This window comes from Nitrosospira sp. Nsp18, from assembly GCF_900103145.1.
Taxonomy (GTDB): Bacteria; Pseudomonadota; Gammaproteobacteria; order Burkholderiales; family Nitrosomonadaceae; genus Nitrosospira.
The window spans coordinates 77700-100286 of sequence record NZ_FMWY01000001.1; the positions used below are offsets into that span (position 1 = coordinate 77700).

General features: G+C 51.5%; 17 protein-coding genes. 4 read left to right on the top strand and 13 right to left on the bottom strand.

Features of this window, described 5'->3' with window-relative positions:
* Positions 1 to 5: 5 nt before the first annotated feature.
* The 11 genes from BLS94_RS00375 to metG form a co-directional block, all read right to left on the bottom strand.
* Positions 6 to 1331 (bottom strand): amidohydrolase family protein, encoded by a 1326-nt coding sequence (locus BLS94_RS00375; protein WP_256325216.1) that lies wholly within the window; start codon positions 1329 to 1331, stop codon positions 6 to 8.
* 10 nt (positions 1332 to 1341) lie between these two features.
* Positions 1342 to 2502, bottom strand: a complete 1161-nt coding sequence (locus BLS94_RS00380) for a glucuronyl hydrolase (protein WP_256325217.1) — start codon at positions 2500 to 2502, stop codon at positions 1342 to 1344.
* A 78-nt stretch (positions 2503 to 2580) separates the two neighbouring features.
* Positions 2581 to 3786: an MFS transporter gene (locus tag BLS94_RS00385; protein WP_090957294.1), complete on the bottom strand. Its 1206-nt coding sequence runs from the start codon at positions 3784 to 3786 to the stop codon at positions 2581 to 2583.
* A 132-nt stretch (positions 3787 to 3918) separates the two neighbouring features.
* Positions 3919 to 5121: an acyl-CoA dehydrogenase family protein gene (locus tag BLS94_RS00390; RefSeq protein WP_090957295.1), complete on the bottom strand. Its 1203-nt coding sequence runs from the start codon at positions 5119 to 5121 to the stop codon at positions 3919 to 3921.
* A complete protein-coding gene (locus tag BLS94_RS00395; protein ID WP_090957296.1) occupies positions 5115 to 6788 on the bottom strand; it encodes a class I adenylate-forming enzyme family protein in 1674 nt (557 codons plus the stop codon). The genes BLS94_RS00390 and BLS94_RS00395 overlap by 7 nt, the downstream gene beginning before the upstream one ends.
* The gene (locus BLS94_RS00400) at positions 6785 to 8671 is read right to left on the bottom strand and encodes a CoA transferase (protein ID WP_218124707.1); all 1887 of its coding nucleotides are present in this window, start codon (positions 8669 to 8671) and stop codon (positions 6785 to 6787) included. The genes BLS94_RS00395 and BLS94_RS00400 overlap by 4 nt, the downstream gene beginning before the upstream one ends.
* A gap of 9 nt (positions 8672 to 8680) precedes the next feature.
* Positions 8681 to 8977 (bottom strand): MoaD/ThiS family protein, encoded by a 297-nt coding sequence (locus BLS94_RS00405; RefSeq protein WP_090957298.1) that lies wholly within the window; start codon positions 8975 to 8977, stop codon positions 8681 to 8683.
* A gap of 114 nt (positions 8978 to 9091) precedes the next feature.
* Positions 9092 to 9535 carry a M67 family metallopeptidase gene (locus tag BLS94_RS00410; protein WP_090957368.1) on the bottom strand — a complete coding sequence of 148 codons (444 nt, stop codon included), beginning with the start codon at positions 9533 to 9535 and terminating at the stop codon, positions 9092 to 9094.
* A gap of 193 nt (positions 9536 to 9728) precedes the next feature.
* Entirely contained in the window at positions 9729 to 10901 is a 1173-nt protein-coding gene (moeB, locus tag BLS94_RS00415; RefSeq protein ID WP_090957299.1) for a molybdopterin-synthase adenylyltransferase MoeB, read from the bottom strand.
* A gap of 77 nt (positions 10902 to 10978) precedes the next feature.
* Positions 10979 to 12853: a TonB-dependent receptor gene (locus BLS94_RS00420; RefSeq protein WP_256325218.1), complete on the bottom strand. Its 1875-nt coding sequence runs from the start codon at positions 12851 to 12853 to the stop codon at positions 10979 to 10981.
* 696 nt (positions 12854 to 13549) lie between these two features.
* Entirely contained in the window at positions 13550 to 15742 is a 2193-nt protein-coding gene (gene metG / locus BLS94_RS00425) for a methionine--tRNA ligase (RefSeq protein WP_090957300.1), read from the bottom strand.
* Positions 15743 to 15993: 251 nt separating this feature from the next.
* On the opposite strand from metG, the gene apbC reads away from it, so the two are divergent.
* From apbC to BLS94_RS00445, 3 genes are all read left to right on the top strand, one after another.
* Complete coding sequence (gene apbC, locus BLS94_RS00430) at positions 15994 to 17082, top strand: iron-sulfur cluster carrier protein ApbC (protein WP_090957301.1); 1089 nt, start codon at positions 15994 to 15996, stop codon at positions 17080 to 17082.
* 102 nt (positions 17083 to 17184) lie between these two features.
* Positions 17185 to 17751, top strand: coding sequence for a dCTP deaminase (gene dcd / locus BLS94_RS00435; protein WP_025041641.1), 567 nt, complete (start codon positions 17185 to 17187; stop codon positions 17749 to 17751).
* 412 nt (positions 17752 to 18163) lie between these two features.
* Positions 18164 to 19339, top strand: a complete 1176-nt coding sequence (locus BLS94_RS00445) for a type III PLP-dependent enzyme (protein WP_090957303.1) — start codon at positions 18164 to 18166, stop codon at positions 19337 to 19339.
* A 64-nt stretch (positions 19340 to 19403) separates the two neighbouring features.
* On the opposite strand, the gene BLS94_RS00450 is transcribed toward BLS94_RS00445, so the two are convergent.
* Together BLS94_RS00450 and BLS94_RS00455 are read right to left on the bottom strand one after the other, a co-directional pair.
* Positions 19404 to 19964 carry a dihydrofolate reductase gene (locus BLS94_RS00450; protein ID WP_090957304.1) on the bottom strand — a complete coding sequence of 187 codons (561 nt, stop codon included), beginning with the start codon at positions 19962 to 19964 and terminating at the stop codon, positions 19404 to 19406.
* Positions 19961 to 20755, bottom strand: a complete 795-nt coding sequence (locus BLS94_RS00455; protein ID WP_090957305.1) for a thymidylate synthase — start codon at positions 20753 to 20755, stop codon at positions 19961 to 19963. Before BLS94_RS00455 ends, BLS94_RS00450 begins: the two co-directional genes overlap by 4 nt.
* Before the next feature lie 304 nt (positions 20756 to 21059).
* On the opposite strand from BLS94_RS00455, the gene BLS94_RS00460 reads away from it, so the two are divergent.
* On the top strand, positions 21060 to 22529 hold the full coding sequence (locus tag BLS94_RS00460) for a M17 family metallopeptidase (RefSeq protein WP_090957306.1): 1470 nt from the start codon (positions 21060 to 21062) through the stop codon (positions 22527 to 22529).
* Positions 22530 to 22587 lie beyond the last annotated feature (58 nt).

The following is a 22587-nucleotide window of genomic DNA, read 5'->3' on the forward strand; positions in this document are numbered from 1 at the left end:
GACGGTTATGGCGAAACATGCGGGTTCTTGAAATTATTTACTACAATTTCACCTCCGGACATCACGAGGTCGGGATATTCCAAAATTTTAAGGTTATGTGCGGGATCTCCCCGGACTGCAATAATATCCGCAGGCGCATCCTTTTGCAGTGTACCCAGTAGCGGCAAGCTCAGATGTTGGCCTGCTTTCGAAGTCGCTGCACGCAACACGTCCATTACGCCCAGCTTTGCCATTTGCATCATGTACATAAGCTCTTGCGCATCGATACCCCTGGGGATATCCGGATGCGCAACCTCGGCGCCGTATAAAAGTTCTCCTCCAAGCGCCGCCCAGTTGCGGGCATTAGCCGCAATCCCGGAACATTTTGATAGCGTGTCCAGCGTACCGACTATTTTTACATTCTGTGCCACTGCCTGTTTTAACAACGATTCAGGAATAACGTTACATGGCATGTGAGCCCACTCATCAACACCTGCATCGATTGCAATTTGTGCGCCTTTTACCTCAGCAATATGTGCTGTCACTTGACGATTATTTTTATGCGCTTCATCCACAATCGCTCTTACGATAGTCTCCGATAGCAGTGGCCATGTATGTTGCGCGTGGGAAGAATCATGGGCATGTGGATGTGGATGCCGGGCATCCACGTGTTCGGCAGCTGCTGGATCATGATGGCCATGATTTGAATCATGGCCATGACTGGAGGACCACGGGGCACCCGCTTCACCGCCGGGTTCCAGCGCGACTTTGATCACGACAGCGCCCCCCCTGATAAGATCGCGGACGGTTGAGCGTGCTTCTTCTTCCGTTGAGACCGATGTTGCGACATTGGTATCTCCCAACATCGGGATAGGATAACCATTCGGTGCGGTAATTATTGGTCCGGAGGTGAGTACACGTAAAGCTCCATCTCCGCCATAGGGCTTATGTATGGGCCCGCCGACGTCCCGGATCGTCGTAACGCCATGCTTCAGGACGGTATCCGCAGGAATATTTTGAAATGAAAGATGTGCGTGCAGTTCGATAAAGCCGGGTAGTATCGTTGAATCGCCCAGATCGATGACCTTCACGTTACTGGACTCAAGTGATTCGCGCGTATCAATTCGTGCAACTCGCCCATTTATCACTAATATCGATGTGTTGGTTCTGATGTTATAGCCATCGAAAACTCTTGCCGCGTGCAGCAGAACAGATTCATGCTCTGTTTCCCGGGCGATGGCCCTGGAAGAAGTAAACCCGGAAGAAGTAAAGATTGCCAGAATCAGCAATAAGCAAGGCGTGATGTGGCTGATCAAGCGGAAGCGCATGCATTTCATCATTTCATATCCCATTTCATATCCTTTAGCAGTGGTGTGGTTCGATGGCGCCAATAAGCACGCAGAGTGCCGCCATGAGAAAAAAGCTGCCCCAGGCCGATTCGACCAGCTCATCCTTTCCTTCGTTGGTTTTGTAACAGCAGCCCCAGAATTTTCCCGGAGCGATCCTGTTTAAAATTATTTTACGATCACTGTTTTCGTCAAAGTCGGTGAAATATCGACTGCGAACGATTGCAGTCAGCCGTTGATGGGCATGAATACGCCATGGACTTCCATCCGATACAAGATCAGCCAGGGACAGCATTGCCAGAGACGCAATCACGGTAGACGAGGGATCGGAAAGCCCCAAGGTGTTGTCGAGCTGATTCGGAGGCAGAGGCTCCGGACGTGAACGCTTCCAATATTCACAGGCCGATCGAGCATGAGTTAAGTAGGGTTCTCCCCATCGCGCTGCCGCTCGGCTCAATCCCAACATGGCCCAAGCCTGACCACGAGACCACATGCCCGCTCGATCAGAGGGACGAAAACGCCCTTGTTCAAAATGTGCGACGGAATGAAATACGCCATCTTCCGTGTGACATGCCGTCAATATCGTATTCGCATGACATTGGGAGATGTGTGCATGATCACCACGGTCACTGCCGCCAAGAAGCTGCATTAAGGAAGCAAAGGTATCCGTCGTAACGAGTTTATTTCCTTTTTTTCCGCCACCCATACCGGTACCAAGGGGTATGCAATTTATTTCCGGATCATAGGAAGCCGCAAGCGCGGCGATGGCCTCTCCTGTAAGCTTGCGTGCATCGGCATCGTGAAACCAAAGCGCTCCCAGGGATGCGCCATACCAAAAAATCAGGCTTCGATTAACGGAATCGACGCTGATTTTCGGGGATAAGCGTTGACAGATATCCGATGCCTTGCGCTGATCCGCCGTTGATTCAGTTAACCGCGAGCGCAGCCACCACAACGCGCTCCAGAATCCTCCGGCCCAGGAACCGCCCGGGGAGACAACCCACCGATCAGTAGGTCCCGGTGAATAAAGGGGAAAGCCACCCATAGCGTGAGAGTCAATGGTCTCCATACGGCGAATCATCAACTCAAGCGCACTTGTCAATTCTTTACGGCTCAATAACTGTTTATCAGGCCTATGTACATCGTTATTATCCGACTTCATTTCGGGTATACGCATCAACAATGCTTTTTCAGGAAACCGGGTTGAAATTTATGTAAGCCATATCGGTACTGCCGGATTCCGGTTGATGAAGGATCAGCAAGTGGGGGCCTGTACTTTGCGGCGACGGGCGGATGCCAATACCAAAGATAGGGCACATGCGAGTAAAAGCGAGCTAACCTGCATGCTCCAGCCAAGCGGAAAGCCAATGGAATAATTGGACAAGGCACCGTAAAGTGGCGGACCCAGCGCGAAGCCGCCGAAGAAAGCAGCTGAAACGAGGCCGGACGCGGCACTTACGGGACCAAAAGCTGGATCTCTGATCAGCATGCTCATCGCTATTGCGTTAGTGCCTACTGCGGTAAGTCCCATGCCGGCTGCACCAACCCACAGCCACCAAAGGTTTTCCGGCCCTGCTTGCATTGTTGCCATCACCGCGCAAGCCGCAATAGCGATCAGTACGAGTAAAAGTAGCGACTCGTCTTCAAGTTTGGCGCCCATGGGTGTCAATACCATGCGCGAGATTATTCCCATTACACCGAAGACGGCGATCAAGGTGCCGGCCAGCGATAGCGGCATGCATTGCTGGGTAGCAAAAGTGGGCAAGAATGTGACGAAGGCGGAAAGCGATATGCCAACGCAGAACTGAATGCCCATCAGCCGCAGCAACAGCGAATTCGGCGGCAAAAAAATGAAGCTCTTACCCGTCCTTGCGTGTATTTTAGGGGTGACGAAAGGCGCCGTTATCCCGAACAATATTGCAGCGGGTACAATCATGCCTACCGCGACACGCCAGCCATATTGAATTGCGATGCTGGGAAGTGCCAGGCCGGCGAAAAGGGCCGCGACCTGAACGCCAGATTGCTTGAGCCCTACGACTTGCGCTCTTTTTTCCGGCGGAACCTGCTGCGCGATCAATAGATTCGTAACCGGATTTGCAAGGGCTTGAGCGATGCCGCAAACAGCGGCGGCCGCGACCAAGCCATAAAAATTTTCAGCCGATGCCATCAGCGCAAAAGCTGATGCGATGGTGAAGAAAAGCGCTATCAATGCATAACGTGAACCAATACGGTCTACGAAAATTCCGGCCCAAAGCGACAAAATTGCTGCCAGACCAAATGAGCTCATTACCAGATAACCCAGTAATGCGGGCTCAAAGTGCAAGTCATGGCCAAGGAGGGGCCCAAGCGTGCTGATGGCATATAAAATCAGCATTGGCAAGGTCATAGCGAACACCAGCACTACTCGAAGCCAAACGCCCGCAATGCTTGCATGCCGAGCGTCGCTGGTCGTTACCGGCATGGTTCGCACCTTGTGCTGCCGAATGGATATCGACCCCCATACGCTGATACAAGGGGGTAACGACACCCACGCTGCATGCTGCACCCGCACAGTAAGTAGCTCGAGAAATTTGACAGATTTGCAGAAATTGAATCAGGCAAAATGATATGCGCCCTTTTCTTTATATAAATTGATGAGTCGGCGGCCCACGGAACTGATAAGCGACTCGTCTGTACCGTCAAGAATGCGTGACGTGCGTGCGATTCTATAAATACCGGAAAGTGGGGTCAGATCACTGACGCCTTCAGCACCGTGAATCTGTACCGCCGAGTCCGAGGCGATGCACAAAGCTTGTGATGCCGCCATTTTGGCGACATTGATCTCGACATTATTTGAACGCTTAGCGTCGACGCCTCTCGCCGCAACCCGAATCAGTTCACGCGCACTTGCAATAGCCTGATACGCGTTGACAATGTGTTGGCGCACCAACTGTTTCTCAGGTAATCGAGCAGATCTGCCACGCTCAGAATTGATTCTAGCTCCCATCAAATCGAAACACCGCTGTGCCAGTCCCACCCAGTTCATCGCACGAAGCAATCTGCCGACGCTCAGCCGCTGACCCATTAATTCGATACCGCTGCCGCAGGTTCCTAGCAGATTATGCTCAGGGACCTGTACATTGCTAAACGATATCTCGCCTTGATCCAGCGAGCGGCCCATCATGGTAATCCGGCGCTCGATCCTGAATCCCGCCGAATCAGTCGGAACGACAATCATCGAGAGGGCTTTGCCGAGAGCGATGTCTTCCCCGGCGGTACGCGCCAGCACAGTAATGAATGTCGCCCGGTCCGTATTGCTGACAAACCATTTTCTGCCATTGATAATCCAGCTCCCATTTGAAACATATGCGAATGTCGTTATCAGGCCGGGAACAGACCCGGCATGCCCTGGCTCCGTCATGCCGTAACTGGGGGTGGCTTTCCCGAAAGCCATGGGCTCGAGAAAGCGCTTGCAGACTTCATCCGTTCCGAATTTCAGGAGCATATGCGCGTCAAGCGCGGAGTGACTGCCGAAGATTGCCGGAGAGAATTCTGTTCGTCCCTCCTGTTCAGCAACGATCAGGTAGTCTTCAAGTGAAGCTATTTTTCCACCATGCGAGGGTGGATAAAATAAACCCCATAGTCCGGCACGCCTGGCTTTTTCAGTCAGTTCCGCGTGCAGCCGGTTTGACCCCTCGTCGTCTTGCGCCAACCGTGATTCGTTCGGGATAATCATTTCATCGACAAATTTTCTCACCTTGCTCGACAGCGCTTTAGCCGACCCTGTATGCGTCGATTTTTCATGTGTGCTCAACACTGGTTGGCCCCATGAGTAACGCCGGGCTCAGCGACAGGCTGGGTAAATTCTATTTCCGCGGTCAGCTGTTTTTTATCGATCTTTCCCGCTGGGCTGAGCGGTAACTGCCGGTAATAGCGCAAGTATTCCGGAAGCTTGGCGGTCTCCAGGCCCTGATTGCACAAGTAGCGAGTGAATTGCGATAGTGAGGGACGTTCTGCTCCATCTCGCAATGCCAGGCAGAGGCAAACGCGGTGCCCCAGGTCCGGATCGGCAACCGGTATACAGGCGGCGCTCACGACAGCTGGATGGGAGACAGCAATGTTTTCGATTTGTGCAGGACTGATATTGACGCCGCCACGAATAATTATGTCCTTTTTACGCCCCGACAGCACCAGATACCCATCATCGTCAATAAGTCCCAGGTCTCCTGTATAAACCCATCCATCTTTGTCTCGGTATAGGGCGTCCAGGTCGGGCGCATTGACATATTGCATTGGGCTTATCGGACCTCTGGCCGTGATTTCACCCACGCAACCCTGCGGAAGTTCCTGCTTCTGGTCATCCACTATCCGAATGGAGCAAACGTCGGGATGAGGCCGGCCCGCCTTGAAAAAAACGGTTGCCGGATCGTCGTCAAGCATAGTGTGGCAATTAACGCCATCCGCTGAACCGTATAGGCTGATAAAACCACATCCAAATGCTTCGGTACAGCGACGAATCGAGGCGGCATCGATTTTCGCACCACCGCTGATGATAGCGATCAGGCTGGAAGTATCGGTTTTCGATAATGCCGGGTCTGCAGCGATGCGTTGAAACATTGTCGGAACCCCAAATATATAGGCAGGCTTCAGTTCCGCAATAGTTTGGATGGCAGCCGCGACATCGAATTGCCGCAGGACGATAACCGATCCACCGAGCCAGGATAAAATGCCGAATGTCGCGGTTGAGCCAAATGCCGTGCCGAGCGGCATCAGGTAAAGCCCTCTGAAGGAACTGCCGTCAGGATGTATGTGTTGCAGAAAGCGTCCCCGTCCACCAGCCAGTGCGTTGTGAGAATAAGCAATCCATTTTGGCTCGGCTTCGGTCCCGGAGGAGATCAGGAAGCGAACGGGCGAATCAGGGGAAACTGGCGGCAACTTACCGGTCTCGATGGGCTCGGCCAGAAAGAGATCATCCAGCGTGTGCCAGCCTTCCCGGGTGGCTATATCGTCAACGATCAGAATACGAAGTGACAACAGGGTGGGGCGCAGCGATTCGATAAGTTCGCACAGATCGATGTTTGCGTATTGCCCTTCGATAATAATTACACGTGCATCACATCTTCTCAGTAAAGACTGAACATCGAGGCGACCGCGCCCCAGCGGGAAGGGCGCTACGATCGCACCCAGCGCCGCAGCCGCGAGATCGATTGCGCAACTATGCCAGGTGTTGTGGAGCTGGTATGCAATGACATCTCCGGGAACAATTCCGAGTGCCCTGAAACTTGCAGCAAGGCGACGAACCTTATTCGATAACCCTGCGTATGTGATGGTGTGGTCGAGGGACATGACCGCCGGGGTATCTGGATGCTGCCACACATGCTCGCAGAACAACTCGTATAACGATTTATTGGGATAGGTTCCATTCCGGGCCCACCGGTTGCGAACCTCGGCAGGAACCAGATCCATGATTCCGGAATGGTTCATTTGAAGCTCCAGGGGGAATTGACTTTCGTATAAGCTCCGGGGCTCAGGGCCGGCCGCAGATGTGCCATGGTTTGCAGGTCTGCAAGGTCTTCAATGACAACAGCTGAGGGAACGCCCGCATGTTCAAAGATGCCTACCCACTCATCTGCCGTTCTTGAAAGGAACAAGTCGCTCAGGCAATGCTCAAAATTGTCTTCTTCAATAACGATGGCGGCACCCAGGGCTTCGGCTAATCGTACCGCGGTCTTTAAATCGCGACATTCAACCGCAATTTTTCCCTGCTTCGTCGCATAGATCGTATCAATAATGCTTTTTGAGGCTGAGCCGGAGCCTGGCAACTCGTATAGGCTCTGAAAGTCATCTGCACACAAAAGCGTCGCCGCACTCATTAGCGATGATGTGACTTTCGCGCTCATGTTATTCATACATCGATTGAGCAGCGCGATGGTGATCCCTTGTGCCGCAACAACGCCTCCAAGCACATCGAGTATCGTAAATAAGGACCCGCCATGCGTGCCGGAGGTTTCCGCGATCTTTTTGGCGATTCCGGAGTAGGCTTGAGCCATGAAGTCTGTGCCAGGCATTTGGCTCGAGGGAGAATGTGCCGTGCTGTCTGTCGCCCAACCACCGGCATAGGCATAAATCAGGGATGGATTGGTTGCAGCCAGATCTTCATGGTCGAGATTTAACAGTACCGCTTTGCCAGGCGCCCAGTTATGCAGAAAGACGTCGGCACGTTGCACCAGTTCCTTGACTTCTGTTTGTCCTGCCAAGGATTTGATATCGACTTCTCGAATAGTTTTAAAACGGTTAAGGGCATCGAATCGTGCAGAACAATCACCTGCTATTGGCGGCATGCTTCGCAGAGGATCTCCGCCTGGTGGTTCTATCCGGATGACTTCCGCGCCCAGCAGCGCTAGCAGGTGCCCGGCAAGAGGGCCTTGGATCCGCCGGCACGATTCGATGACGGTGAGCCCGCTTAACGGTAAATTATCCGTGGAAGGACTTGACCTTCCATCCTTGAGGCGCGTCTCGAAAAGAAACTCCCACGGGCCTTGAAGCCACACGTGCCGGCTATCTTCGTCCTGGGCTCTATCATTTATGGATCGTACGGGACAAATAGCCATACCGGTTCTGGCACATATTTGGGAGATACGGTGATATGTAATGTTTGATATTGCACCGAATAACTCATCAGGCAGAGGGGAAATGGCTTTGGCATACCGCAGCAAAAAAGCAGTCCATCCTTTGCCGGCGACTGCTGAACTTACTCCGATCTCGGACCAGAATTTTTGCCAAGGGCCAGCGTCAAGTGTTTCAAGTTCAAAGAGGACGCCATCCAGTGAAATGAAAGGTAAACAAGCCGGATGTGGGATATGGCGTGGCCCTGAACTCTCGTGAGACTCTGAAGTTGTTGCGCCCGCGATATACTGCCCCATGCTTAACAGGGCTGCGGATGCCATCGAGACGTTACTGTTCGATACAGAGAGGCCGCGCAGCTGGCCAATCGAGGCGCTAACCCCGCCCTGAAGCGCCAAAGCGGCCGTCAGCGTCGAAACGTAATTCAATCCCAGCGGTTGGGATTTACCGCTGGCTCGTCCATGTACCGACATCAATCCGCAAGCTGCCTGCATGATATTTTCGGTCACAGAAGCTTGTTTGGAGCTATCACCCCATCTGGTTACATTACATGTTATGGGTGTGGTATGTGGAGTCTTGAATTCAAAAGAAAGTGCTGCATTGTTTGAGCAATTTTCGGTTGCTTCGATTTTCATGCCCAGCGCGCCGGACTGGTAAAGAAGCGAGGACACTATCGCGGCATAATCCGGAGCAGCGCTTTTTAGCGGCCCAGTTATTGCACAGCTGGTTAATGGGCGATTCATACTCATCCCTTATGTGTGGAGTAGGGCCGGTTCAGCACCCCCAGCAACCGCCGGCAAAATGGTTAACGAGTCGCCATCGCTCAGGCTGGTTGAAAGACCGTCGGTAAAACGAATGTCGTCGTCGTTCACGTATATATTGATGAAGTAGTGCGCCTTTCCTCCGGTGATCAGCTTCTCTTTGATGCCGGGATACCGCTCCTCCATGTGCTCGATGACTTCGAGTACACTGAAGCCGGTAATTGTGAGACGTTTTTGATTCTCGGTAAGTGGTCTTAATATGGTTGGGATGTGTACAGTAACCTGCATGCTTTTTCCTTTTTCTGATTTTATGATTTTGAAGAAACCGCAATTGGAAGTGACGCGGCTGGACCTGATTTTGCCTTTCAGCGTTAAAATTAAAGTGCGTAGCAGGCAGGTCCATCAAGCTACCATTGCCAGTTCCCATTCCGATTTGTATGAGTCCAGCATTCTGATTCGCTCCTCGGTCACCATGCCGTCACAAATCCGGAAACTGCGAATTTCGTCTCCATAAACGGGATTTGTCGGAATGATGACGTAATGGGACTGAAGCTCGGCCGCAAACTTGACGTCGGTACGACTTGGATAGGCCTGCGTATCAGTGTGGGAGTGATAGATAACGATAGGTTCTTCGTCCCGTGCCTCCATGTCTCTCCAGACCTGCAATTGCTGATTGGGGTCGAACTTGAAAAATACCGCCGACCGGGCCGCATTACGCATCGGGATCAGGCGCAATGGAAGATTGCACCCCTGGGGACCGGCGATGATTCCACAGGTTTCGATGGGATGATCTTTATGTGCTTGAGTAATCATTGCCTCAACGAGTTTGGTGTGTATGGTCAGCATAATTTTTTTAACCTCCATGACATTGTTTATTCAAGCGGCGAATGGAAACATTATGATTTTGTCATTCTTGGCCCGAAATCCGGTCTAAAACAGGTAACGACTTGTGTTATTTGTGGTTTGAATATCAGCCTGGTAAGCGATGGCGACAAGAATAGCGGTCAGCCCGTCTGCCGGCCGCTCAGCTAATACTCAGCTAATAACTGGGCAATGACTGATCGACGTCCCTGATCCACGCCAGGATTCCACCGTCCAGGCTTTTGACGTTGGTGAAGCCTTGTTTTTTCATCTCCACGAGAACATCTTTCGAACGGACGCCCATTTTGCAATGCACTACAATGAAATCCTCTTTGTTGAGTTGCGATAAAACCTCTTCGGTCATAATTTTATTTTTGGGAATATGGTTGGCGCCTTTTATGCGGACAATATTCCATTCTTCGATTCCACGAATATCGATGAGCCGCATATCCTTACCGCTATCCTGCATTTTCTTGAGTTCTAGTGGACTGATTATGAAGGGGTTAGTCATGTTTTCTGTGGTTACCGGTTTCAGTCCGCAAAATTCCTGGTAATCCATTAATCCGGTTATAGGAGTTCTCACAGGTGCGCGCCGTAAGGGAATAAACCTATATGTCATGTCCAGGGCGTCATAGACAGCGAGTCTTCCAAGCAGGGTCTCGCCTAAACCGATGATCAATTTAATGGCTTCTGTTGCCATAATCGCGCCGATCGAGGCGCAGAGAATGCCTAGCACGCCGCCTTCGGCGCATGAAGGCGCCATTTCCGATGGGGGTGGCTCGGGGTACAGGTCACGATAGTTCAAGCCCACTCCACCTGGCGCATCCTCCCAGAAGACAGAGGCCTGTCCTTCGAATCGAAAGATGGATCCCCATACATATGGTTTTTTCGCAAGCACGCAGGCATCGTTGACAAGATACCGGGTAGAAAAATTATCCGTCCCATCTACAACCAGGTCGTAGCCTGAAATTATCTCTACGGCATTCGTCACTTCAAGGCGCTCGTTATGGAGCTGGACGTGAATATGGGGGTTTAACTCGTTAATCGAGTCTTTCGCACTCCTGGACTTGAGCCTGCCGATATCCGATTGCCCATGAATGATTTGCCTTTGCAGATTGGATTCGTCGACGATATCGAAGTCGATGATTCCCAGCGTTCCGACTCCGGCTGCCGCGAGATACAGCAGCACGGGTGACCCCAAACCACCGGCACCTATCACTAAAACTTTACTGTTCTTGAGGCGTTTTTGTCCTTCCACGCCGACATCGGGGATCAGCAGATGGCGGCTGTACCGTGAAACTTCATCTCTGGTTAATTCTTTCGAAGGGGGTACTAATGGTAATAATTGCATAAAAGCCTCCACGTTTAATTCACAAAGCTCATCACCGACATTCGGAAGGGTCAACAGGAGTCCATTATTCTTGTCATTCAGAAGCTTGCGGAAAAGCCGATCTGACCCCAGCGCCCCGGCATGGGATACCCTGGACGATAGGCGTAACGGGTATCCAGAAGATTTTCCATAGCCACGAAAATCTCGCCTCTTTTGCCGAGTTGCGGCAACTGGTAAGAAACACGGGCGTTCATGATCACAAATGAATCCACTCTCTCGGTATTAACCGCTCCCGCTGCACGGGGACGGTTGAGCGCTAATACACCTGACTGATACTGGGTATCAATCGTTAAGCGAATCGGCCCCATCTGTCCATTTAGACCGGCGGTGACAGCTCTCTTTGGTGTGTACGGCAAATTATCGATGCTGGGGTCAAGCAATGTCATTCCGCCAAAAACCGTCCAGTTGCGCGTAATGTTTTGTCGAATCGCCACTTCAGTGCCGCGTATGGTATAGGTACCCAGATTCAGAAACTGGGGCGGCGGCGGAACGTTGGGCGGGAAGCCGAAGATGTAGCGATTTTTTACCTGATCGGCAAATACACTGACATCAATTTGTGTTGTTTCGAAAGGATTCAGTTTGAAGCCGACTTCGGCGTGATCGAGTTCTTCCGCGGAAAGGTGCCTCCAGCTTTGCCCCAGTGCGGGTATTACGGAGGAAAGTACGGGGGCTTCCAATCCCGGATAATTGATGCCGCGCGATACATTGCCAAAGATGGTGATCCAGTCTGATATCAGAGAAAGCCCCGCATGTGGCGAGGTCTTTGTCTGGAACATATTGTGATCATAGACCCGCATGCCAACGGCCGGCACAAGCGTCCAGCCTTTAGCTAGCTCGATCGTATGGCTCAACGCTAAGTAAGGGGACGTGACGCGGAAAGAGGGTGCTTTAAAACTATCCTGCGGCGCCGGGGCCACTCTATTGAATCGCGCATTGCCCGAAATCCAGTCGCTGTCCAGTCCGGCAACAATGGCTCCGCCCTTCCATAGAGAGAATTGTTCTTTCCAGCGCACGCCAATTGTTTCAAAATTGGTGAGCGTATCCCCATCCAAGCCGGACTGATGCAGCCAGTTGCCTTCTCCCTTGCTGTAATAAAAACGTAAGTCGCCGCGCCAGTCATCGTGACGATGCGATATAAAAGCGGAGACCATTCCTGCCTGGGTGTTGTATTGCGGCGCCACGGCAGGTCTCGGCAGCCGGTTATCGCCTGGATCGCGCGCGGTATTGGTGACAAAAAGAAAGCTTGTGCCAGCCGACCAGTTGGCCCCCAGCCGCATGCCAACGCGGCCCATGACATTATTCAGTTCGCCGCTCGCATTGAGTCGCTGGCCATCCGATTGGGCGTGGCCTTGCGCCAGCATGAAATCCACATCACCTTTGCGGCCAACCAGATCCGCTTGCTCGATAAAGGTGTTGAAATAGCCTCCGGAAATCCTTGCTCCTGCCTGTATGCCATCCTCGGTTGCGCGCTTGGTTTCCAGATTGATCGAGGCAAAGTTGTTACCGTTGATTTGAGGTTGGGGACTTTTGTAGACTGTAATGGATTGCATGCCATTGACCGGCAACAGATCGAGCAATGGGTGGTTCCAAACGCCCATGTAAAATGGAACGCCGTCAATGAAAGTCTTGATTTCACTGCCGGGCCGACTGACACCCATTCCGCGTATAAAGACCGCCCCGCCTTGATCGCCACCAAAAGCACCCACCGGGTTGTAACGTGATATTTGTACTCCAGGGGTACGACGTAGCGCCGCTGCAAGGTCAAATGCATTCTGATCGCGCAACTGGCTTTCGGTGATCACGGCGGATGTGCTTGAGAATGCGTCGACGCGAACGCGGTCGATGATCGGATTCGCCGTCACAACGACGGGAGCCAGTGCGGTAGTTGAAGATTGCGTTGTAGTCTGTGCCATCGTAAACCCTGAAAAAACCATTGTTACAAACGTGATGGTCGATGGAATCGTTCTCTTTCCCATTCTCATTTTTATTCTTTTTCTTGAATGCTGCGTCAAAAGATGAAGCCCATCAATGTCATTGCCATATTCTTTAATGACTATAGTATGTTGACGTCATCAATTCGAATGTGTTTTTCGCTGTGTCGGAAAAACAGCCTACGGCGGCGAGGCCGAGAAGCACCATATACCGGGCTGATACCAGCTCCTCGGAGCGTTATTGCAAACGCTCATGTGCGTGCTGATGGGAAATGTAAAACAAATTTATGAAATTAGGAATGTGGCATATTGTCGCATGTGGCATATTGCCGCACCCGCTGCGATATGCCTTTTACCGCTATGCTTTACTACGAAATTTCGGAATAGGTATTACCGGAAATGGCCGTGGCCAAGAGTAACTTTACGGGTATGGAATGCTAGAAAGGCAGGGGACGTGAGATCCCCGAGTTGTTGGGAACGGACCAGTGGACTGGGTCAATGGATCGAATTTTTGCGAATTTGTAATTAGGCGGAGTGACGCGGTGCTTGCCGCGTCGTTACAAAAAATCAAATAGCATAAAGGAAGCGCTAGAGAATAACGTGCGGCCTATGATATTGCTCACGCATATGACTCTTCAAGCTCGGCGCTTGATTTTTTCCTTATTGCCGGCCGCACTGCTATTTTATTTTCATTCCCGGCCGTGCGCCTTCATCAGGAGAGAGGAGATAAGGCCCATCCCCATCACCTGCGGCCAGCACCATCCCTTCGGATATGCCGAATTTCATCTTGCGTGGCGCAAGGTTGGCTACCATGACGGTCAGGCGGCCAGTGAGCTGTTCAGGATCGTAGGCGGATTTTATTCCTGCGAAGACGATACGCTGTTCCGCTCCGATATCCAATGTAAGTTTCAATAGCTTATCCGCGCCTTCTACGTGTTCGGCATTGACAATTCTCGCCACCCTGAGGTCGACCTTGCCGAAATCATCAATTGTAATCGATGCTGCTGCGGTGCTTTTGATACCCGCTCCCTCCGTTACAGGGATGGAGGGAGCGACTGGACTTTTTTCCACGGCTTGTACAGCTTGTGTGGTTTGTAGTGGCTGTACCGCCGGCTTCAGGCTTTCCTTATTGGCATTGATAAGCATCTCGATCTGTTTGGCGTCGAGGCGAGTCATCAGATGCTTGTAGTCGTTGATCTGGTGTCCATCCGCTAACAGCCTGTTTTGCGAATTTGCATCCTTCCAGATGAGTGGGCTTACCCCCAGAAATTGCTCCGCTTGTGCGGCAAGTTTTGGCAGGACCGGTTTCAGGTAAACGGTGAGAATACGGAACATGTTCAACGCAACACTGCACACTTCATGCAATTCTCTGTCGTTCTCGTTATTTTTTGCCAGAAGCCATGGCTTCATTCGATCCACGTATTGATTGGCAACGTCCGCTGCCAGCATTATTTCCTTTATGGCTTTGCCGAACTCCCTGCGATCATAAAAGTTCGCAATGGAGGTATGACGACCCAGGAAAGTATCCCCCTCGCCGAGCTGGCAGAAAAGAAACTGATTGAACCATTTTCGATTTGCTTCGGAAATAGTGTGCGTAAGCTTCCCATCGAATTTCCTGGTGATGAATCCGGCGCATCTACTGGCTATATTGATGTATTTGCCTACCAGATCGCTGTTAACCCGCGCGATGAAATCATCGAAATTGAGATCGATATCTTCCATGCTGTCATTGAGCTTGGCGGCGTAATAATAGCGCAGCCATTCTGGATTCAAGCCCTGCTTCAGATAGCTGTCCGCAGTAATGAACGTTCCGCGCGACTTCGACATTTTTTGCCCGTTGACGGTAAGAAATCCATGAGCATATATCTGGGTGGGCGTGCGGTAGCCTGAGAATTCCAGCATCGCTGGCCAAAACAGCGCATGAAAATAGAGAATATCCTTACCGATAAAATGCACCATTTCAGTGTTGCCGCCGGGCCGAAGAAATTCATCGATCTCTGCCTGGGATTTTTGCTTCTGCTTGAAGTAATTTTCAAAACTGCCGAAGTAGCCGACGGGCGCATCCAGCCAGACATAGAAAAATTTCTTGCCGGCGGTACCGGGTATCGGAAAGCCAAAATAGGGCGCATCACGGGAAATATCCCAGTCCGTCAAGCCTGCTGAAAGCCATTCATTCATCTTATTGGCAGCTTCGGGTTGGAGCCGCGGTTTCATTTCCAGGCTGGCGCCGGACTGGCTCGAAAATGATTCAAAGACCCAGCCATTGAGGAAAGCCTTACAGCGGGGATCCGAAAGCTTGAAGAAGTGATGTTTGGAAGCGCGGCGTTCCGGTTTTGCTCCCGAAACGGCGGAGTAAGAATTGATCAAATCGGTCGGTGAATACGTGGCCCCGCAGGCCTCGCACGAATCGCCGTATTGCTCTTTGGCATGGCAATTCGGGCATTCTCCCTTGATGTACCGATCCGGTAAAAACATCCGCTTCACCGGATCATAAAACTGCTCAACGGAGCGCTTGACAATCAGATCCTTTGCTTCGAGCTGACGATAGATATCCTCGCAAAATGCCTGGTTCTCGGGTGCGTCCGTGGTGTAATAATTATCAAAACCAACATGAAAGCCATCGAAATCGGTCTTATGCTCTTGCCATACACGGTCTATCAACTGCTTGGGCGTAATGCCTTCCTGTTCGGCGCGCAGCATGATCGGTGTGCCGTGAGTGTCGTCGGCACACACGTAATGTACCTCGTGGCCTTGCATTTTCTGAAAACGAACCCAGATATCGGTCTGGATGTATTCCACCAGATGCCCAAGGTGAATACTGCCGTTAGCGTAGGGTAGCGCTGAAGTAACCAGAATTTTTCGCTTGTTCATCAATTGCCTATAGAGATTGCGCCAAACATGATTGTAACAAACTGTAAGCCCGGCAACTTGTTGAACTGAAGGAAACAGTTGTTATTGGCCAGGGCGAAGCGAGCCCTGCTTTCTTTCGCTATAAGAATATGTCCTGGCCGGATTCTGCATAACGGATGGATGCTTTATCTTCATCTGGACAGACTCTCGACCTCGATATTTGTTAATATTCGAGGTCATCATTTGTGCTGCAGATAAAGGAGTGTGTAGACGTGCCTATCACGGAACAGCAAATACAGTCTGTCCTCACGGAAATTATCGACCTCAGCACGGGTAAGGATTACGTAACCAGCAATGAAGCGCGTAATATCAAAATAGATGGCAATAACGTCTCGCTTGATATCGTGCTGGGTTATCCGGCAAAAAGCGTGGTGGAAAGTATTCGCAAGCAGGTGGTGGAAAAGCTTAAAAGTACTCCCGGTATTGGTAACGTGAATGTCGATGTTACCAGCAAGATCGTTTCTCATAGCGTGCAGCGTGGCGTAAAGCTCATTCCGGGGGTTAAGAATATCATCGCGGTAGCGTCAGGAAAGGGCGGTGTGGGCAAGTCTGCCACAGCAGTAAACCTCGCGCTGGCGCTTGCCGCGGAGGGCGCTTCCGTCGGCATCCTCGATGCCGACATTTACGGCCCTTCGCAGCCCCAGATGCTTGGCATTGCCGGCCGTCCCGAATCCCTCGACGGCAAGACCATGGAACCGATGAAGGCACATGGCATTCAGGCCATATCAATTGGTTTCTTGATCGACGTGGAAACGCCAATGGTGTGGCGTGGACCGATGGTTACGCAAGCATTGCAGCAGTTGTTGAACGATACCCGGTGGAAAGATGTGGATTATCTTATCGTGGACATGCCGCCGGGAACCGGCGACATCCAGTTGACGCTTGCGCAAAAAGTACCGGTTACCGGCGCCGTCATCGTTACCACCCCTCAGGACATTGCTCTGCTCGATGCTCGCAAGGGGCTGAAGATGTTCCAGAAAGTGGGTATCCCCATTATCGGTATTGTCGAGAATATGAGTACTCACGTCTGTTCACAATGCGGTCACGAGGAGCATATTTTTGGCGCTGGCGGTGGGGAGAAGATGTGCGGGGATTATGATGTCGAATTTCTTGGGTCCTTGCCGCTCGACATAAAAATCCGCGAACATACCGATGCCGGTATGCCGACGGTTGTCGCAGACCCGGGCGGGAGGGTAGCAGAAACTTATCGCAGTATTGCGCGCCGCATCGCAGTGAAGGTCGATGAATTATCGCTGGATCATTCAGCGCTGTTTGCAAAGATTGTAATTGAGGATACTTGATTTCCCCAGGAGAACAAACGAAATGGATGAGGGTACGTGGTCCCTCCATACGCCCCTTCCATTCACGATTAACATTCTTCCGGCACTCTCTTCTTTTTAAAAATGACCATAAAGTCGGATAAGTGGATTCGCCGCATGGCGGCCGAACACCGCATGATCGAGCCCTTCGAGCCCAATCAGGTCAAGCACGCCAATGGCCACCGGATCGTTTCATACGGGACATCGAGTTATGGCTATGATATTCGCTGCTCGGATGAATTCAAGCTGTTTACCAATATAAACTCTGTTATTGTCGACCCCAAGAATTTTGATTCGAATTCTTTTGTCGACGTGAAAGGCGACGTTTGCCTTATCCCGCCCAATTCCTTTGCGCTTGCACGCACCGTTGAGTATTTCCGCATTCCACGCAATGTGCTTACCATCTGCCTCGGCAAATCTACCTATGCCCGTTGCGGCATTATTGTCAACGTCACCCCATTTGAGCCGGAGTGGGAAGGTTATGTCACGCTGGAGTTTTCCAACACGACACCGCTTCCCGCGAAGATTTATGCAAATGAGGGAGTGGCTCAGGTAATTTTCTTCGAGTCCGACGAAGTATGCGAGGTTTCGTATAAAGATCGGGGTGGAAAATATCAGGGGCAGCACGGTGTGACGTTGCCGAAAATCTGATTTTTTTCAGCCATAGCCGCACCTTGCCCCCACTATCCGGCACCTGCAATAAATGCAGCAAGGACCGGTCAACCCGCCTTGCACCCGATATGTGTCAAAAAAATTATAAACCACTGTTTTTGCAATATATTTATCCATAAGATAGCTCGGGAATTCTCCCTTGGCGCCGGCAATTATGACATTTGCCAGCGGGGGTTTTTTTGAGAACATTCCGGGCGGGTATATGATTTTTTTCAGAGTCGAAAAAAACGCTTGATTCCAGTGGAATGAAGTTTATAATCCGCTTTTTTCCCGATATGTAATTAGGAACAGGAGGTCATCATGAAAAGCAAAGCAAACTACTTCGTACCGGCTGATCTGGTAAATATTCATACTCCCGTCACGTAGCGTCTTTTAAAGAAGGATGACTCTCATGCAAATGCGTACCACGGCCCTACGGCGCAAAGTAGACGCCGAAGAAATATTCGACACCCATCCCGAAGTCAGCCTGGATTTTGAACATGTCCAGGCAGCCTTGAAAAAAGGCTACAGCAAGCCGTTTCTGCTGGTTGACAGCCATATAGTCCGCACCAAAGCCCGCCGCTTCAAAACTGCCATGCCACAGGTGCAGCCGCACTATGCGGTAAAGGCCAATCCAGATCCGCGCGTGCTCAGCGCATTGATCGAGGAAGGCGTAGGGTTTGAAATCGCCTCCATTTCGGAACTGGATCTTCTGCTCAGCCTGGGCGTTCCCGCTGCGGAAATCTATTACAGTAATCCGATGAAGTCGCGCGCTTATCTGGAATATGCGGCGTCAAAAGGCGTGGAATGGTATGTGCTGGATAGTATCGAGGAGCTACGCAAAATTGTGAGCGTCAAGCCTGACGCAAAGTTGTATTTGCGCATAGACACACCGAACATCGGCAGTGATTGGCCGCTGGCAGGAAAATTCGGTACGCATGCCGCCGAAATCAAGGGCATCATCAATGAAGCGGTAAAACTCAAGGCCGATCTTGCGGGAGTGACTTTCCACGTCGGTTCGCAATGCCGCAACCCGCAGAATTGGCGAGTGGGCATCGAGCGGGCCAAAAAGGTTTTCGCGGATATGCGCCGGGTTGGCTTATCCCCCCGCCTGCTCAATATCGGCGGCGGCTATCCTGTTCGCCATATCAAGCCCATCCCATCAATAGAGGTAATAGGCGATGTGGTGAATGCGGCTATCGCGGACCTGCCGAAGGAAGTGCGCGTCATGGCCGAGCCGGGACGTTATCTGGTATCCGATGCGGCTTATTTCGTTTGCCGCGTGGTAGGCACAGCCACCCGCAACGGTAAGCGCTGGATGTATTGGGACGCGGGTATGTTTGGCGGCGTGATCGAAGTTACGGAAGGTCTACGCTATGAAATTCTTTCCGACCGCACCGGACACGACATTCCCTGGTGCGTCGCCGGGCCAACCTGCGATTCGGTGGATATTCTGATGCGCGATGAAATGCTGCCGGAAGATATCCAGGAAGGAGATTTCATCTATATTCCCAATGCCGGTGCTTACACCACGGCCTACGCCAGCAATTTCAATGGTTTTCCGCTACCGGATGTGGTTGTTCTCTAACTGCTGATCATAGGGTAAACAATGGCGGGACCCAATCAATGGGTTCCGCCATTGTTTTTCAGCATCATCTGGTATAACCGCCAGGATAAGTTCCTTTGCCTGTTTTGCGGTCAAATACCACAAAATGGTATTCCAGCCCGTTGTCATCCCAACGGTGTTTTTCCCGAGACGTTTCCTTCCACTCCTCCTGATTGAATTCAGGAAATAGCACGTCGCCATCGAAATCCCTTTGAATTTCGGTAACGTACAATCGGTCGCACAGCGGCAACATTTGCCGGAATATATCCGCTCCACCAATAACAAAGCTTTCCGTATCAACTGTCGTTACAGGCTTTTCCTCGTTTCCTTTGTCATCGTAGCAGGCTCTCAACGCTTCAGCTATTGAATGCACGACGATAGCACCCTGAACTTCGTATTCAGTTTGGCTTGTAATAATAATACTGGTACGTCCGGAAAGCGGTCTGCCGATGGATTCATACGTTTTACGCCCCATGATAATGGGATGCCCCATGGTAAGCGCCTTGAAGTGCTTCAGATCGGGCGATAGCCGCCACGGCATTGCATTATTCTTGCCGATGACTCGGTTCTTCGCCACCGCCACCAAGGCGGAAAGTCGGGCGTTCATATCGCGACCGGCGCCTTGATGGCCGGATGAGGGTCATAGCCTTCCAGCGTAAAATCTTCATATCTGAAATCAAAAATGCTGTTGACCCCCGGATTCAATTTCATCATGGGCAGAAGCTTTGGCTTCCGGTTTAATTGTTCCCGGGCTTGTGCCAAATGGTTGAGGTAAAGGTGCGCATCTCCCAAGGTGTGCACGAAATCGCCGGGCTTTAGATTGCAGACTTGCGCTGTCATCAAGGTCAGTAGGGCGTACGACGCAATATTAAAAGGAACACCCAAAAATATATCCGCGCTACGCTGGTAAAGCTGGCAGGAGAGCATGCCGTCAGCCACGTAGAACTGAAACAATGCATGGCACGGCGCCAATCTCATCTCAGCCAGTTCACCCACGTTCCACGAAGAAACAATCATGCGCCGCGAATCGGGGGCACTCCTGATCTGCTCGATTACCTGCGTGAGCTGATCGATATGGCCTGCGCCCTCTACCGGCCAGGCTCGCCACTGGCGGCCGTATATCGGGCCCAGATCGCCATTCTCGTCAGCCCACTCATTCCAGATGGAAACACCGTTTTCGTTGAGATACCTGATGTTCGTATCGCCGCGCAAAAACCACAACAATTCATAAATGATCGACTTCAAATGACATTTCTTGGTAGTGACCAGCGGAAAGCCTTCTGATAAGGTAAAGCGCATCTGGTGGCCAAATACCGAAAGCGTGCCCGTGCCCGTGCGGTCAGATTTCTTGTGCCCATGCTCGAGCACGTGCTGCATGAGTTCAAGATATTGGCGCATTACGGGTGAACGATAGGGCGATGGGAATGGTAGGAGAAAGTACGGGTCAACGTAACCTGCATAGAGGATTCAAGAGTATTCCCTGTATTATAATAGCATTCATACCTAGCAGCCTGTCGGACTTGAAGAATCGCAGCGAAAAAGTGCTTGGGTGAGGGCAGATTTTAGGGATTTTGAAGACCAATAGTTATTCTATCGGTCGAAAAAGCAGCGAAATATGAACCAGCCAGACGCTTTTGCAGCCGATTTCCTTTGAGTCCGACAGGCTGCTAGTATCGCTTATAACTTATTTCAAGGACGGCCAATGCTTGCATCACTGATACAAAACGCTTCATCCATAAGCCCGTCCACCAAAGCAACGCATATTCTGGTCGTGCTGCCGCAGTTCGCCCCATCGGATAAGCTTCAGAATAAGCCTGATTTTTTGGGTAGGAACGTACTGGAAACCTTATTATCGCGTCGTAAAATGCAGCTAGGGGAAATCGCGGGTACTCCAGTCGCGGCCAATCTCGAAAGTGGTTCATTATGCGTTTGGGTGACGCTGGATTTGAGCAAATCTGTATTCGAGCAGCACACATCAATGCGCAAAGCCGTGCAATTGTTGCTGGAGGAAACCCCTGCGGAAATAAATCTGGCGGTATATGGCGATGATGACCAAAGGCGCACTTTCGCGCAGCTCGCAATATATGCGGCCTGGATAAACGGCCCGGTTCTACCCTCCCGGAAAACGGACAAAAAAAACACGCGGAGGCGGCCGCTCGCCAGAATTGTCGTGCACGGGTATAAGGAGGCGGACAATTTTGCGCTATTAGCCGCCAAAGCGGAAGGTAATCTGCTTACGCGTGAACTTACGATACTACCGCCCAACGAATTAACGCCGGAGCTCTATCGCAAGCATGTCAAGAAGCTCGCTGCCACCGAAGGCTGGAAGTATCAGGAATTCGATGTCAAGGCGCTGCGTAAAATGGGTGCCGGAGCATTCGTTGCCGTAGCCCAGGGTAGCGATCCTGAAGATGCTGCCATCGTGCATTTACAATGGCGCGTGAAGAAGGCGAACAAGACCGTGGCGCTGGTGGGAAAAGGTATCTGCTTTGATACGGGCGGTCATAATCTGAAGCCGGCCCGCCACATGCACGGCATGCATGAGGACATGAACGGTTCGGCAGTTGCGTTGGGCATTTTATTGGCTGCAACTCGCGCCAATCTGTTGGTAAATATCGATTGCTGGCTCGCCATTGCTCAAAATCACATCAGTCCGCATGCATACAAACAAAACGACGTCATAACAACCCTGAATGGTACCACTGTCGAGATTATCCATACCGATGCAGAAGGACGACTGGTGCTGGCGGACACGCTGACTTTGGCGGCAAGGCAGAAGCCCGATGTGATGATTGATTTTGCGACATTGACGGGAAGTATGCACGTCGCACTCGGATCGCATTATAGTGGTATTTTCAGCAATCGGGAGGACTTGGCACAGAAAGCATTGAATGCCGGAAAGCGGGTCGGGGAGCGAATTTGGGCGTTCCCGCTGGATTCCGATTACGATGCGGAGCTGGAAAGCAAAATTGCCGACACCAAACAGTGCTCGACGGAGGGCGAGGCCGACCATATTCTCGCTGCCCGCTTCCTCAACCGGTTTGTGGGCGATATACCATGGTTGCACATGGATCTGTCCGCCAGCAATAACAAAGGCGGATTAGGAGTTGTAGGAAGCGACGTCACCGGCTTTGGCGTGGCCTGGGGAGTCGAGATGCTTGGGAATTCCTGAACGGCTTCTCCCGTAAACTCCTTGAGTGCGTTAAAAGGTAGATCAATACATCGCTGGC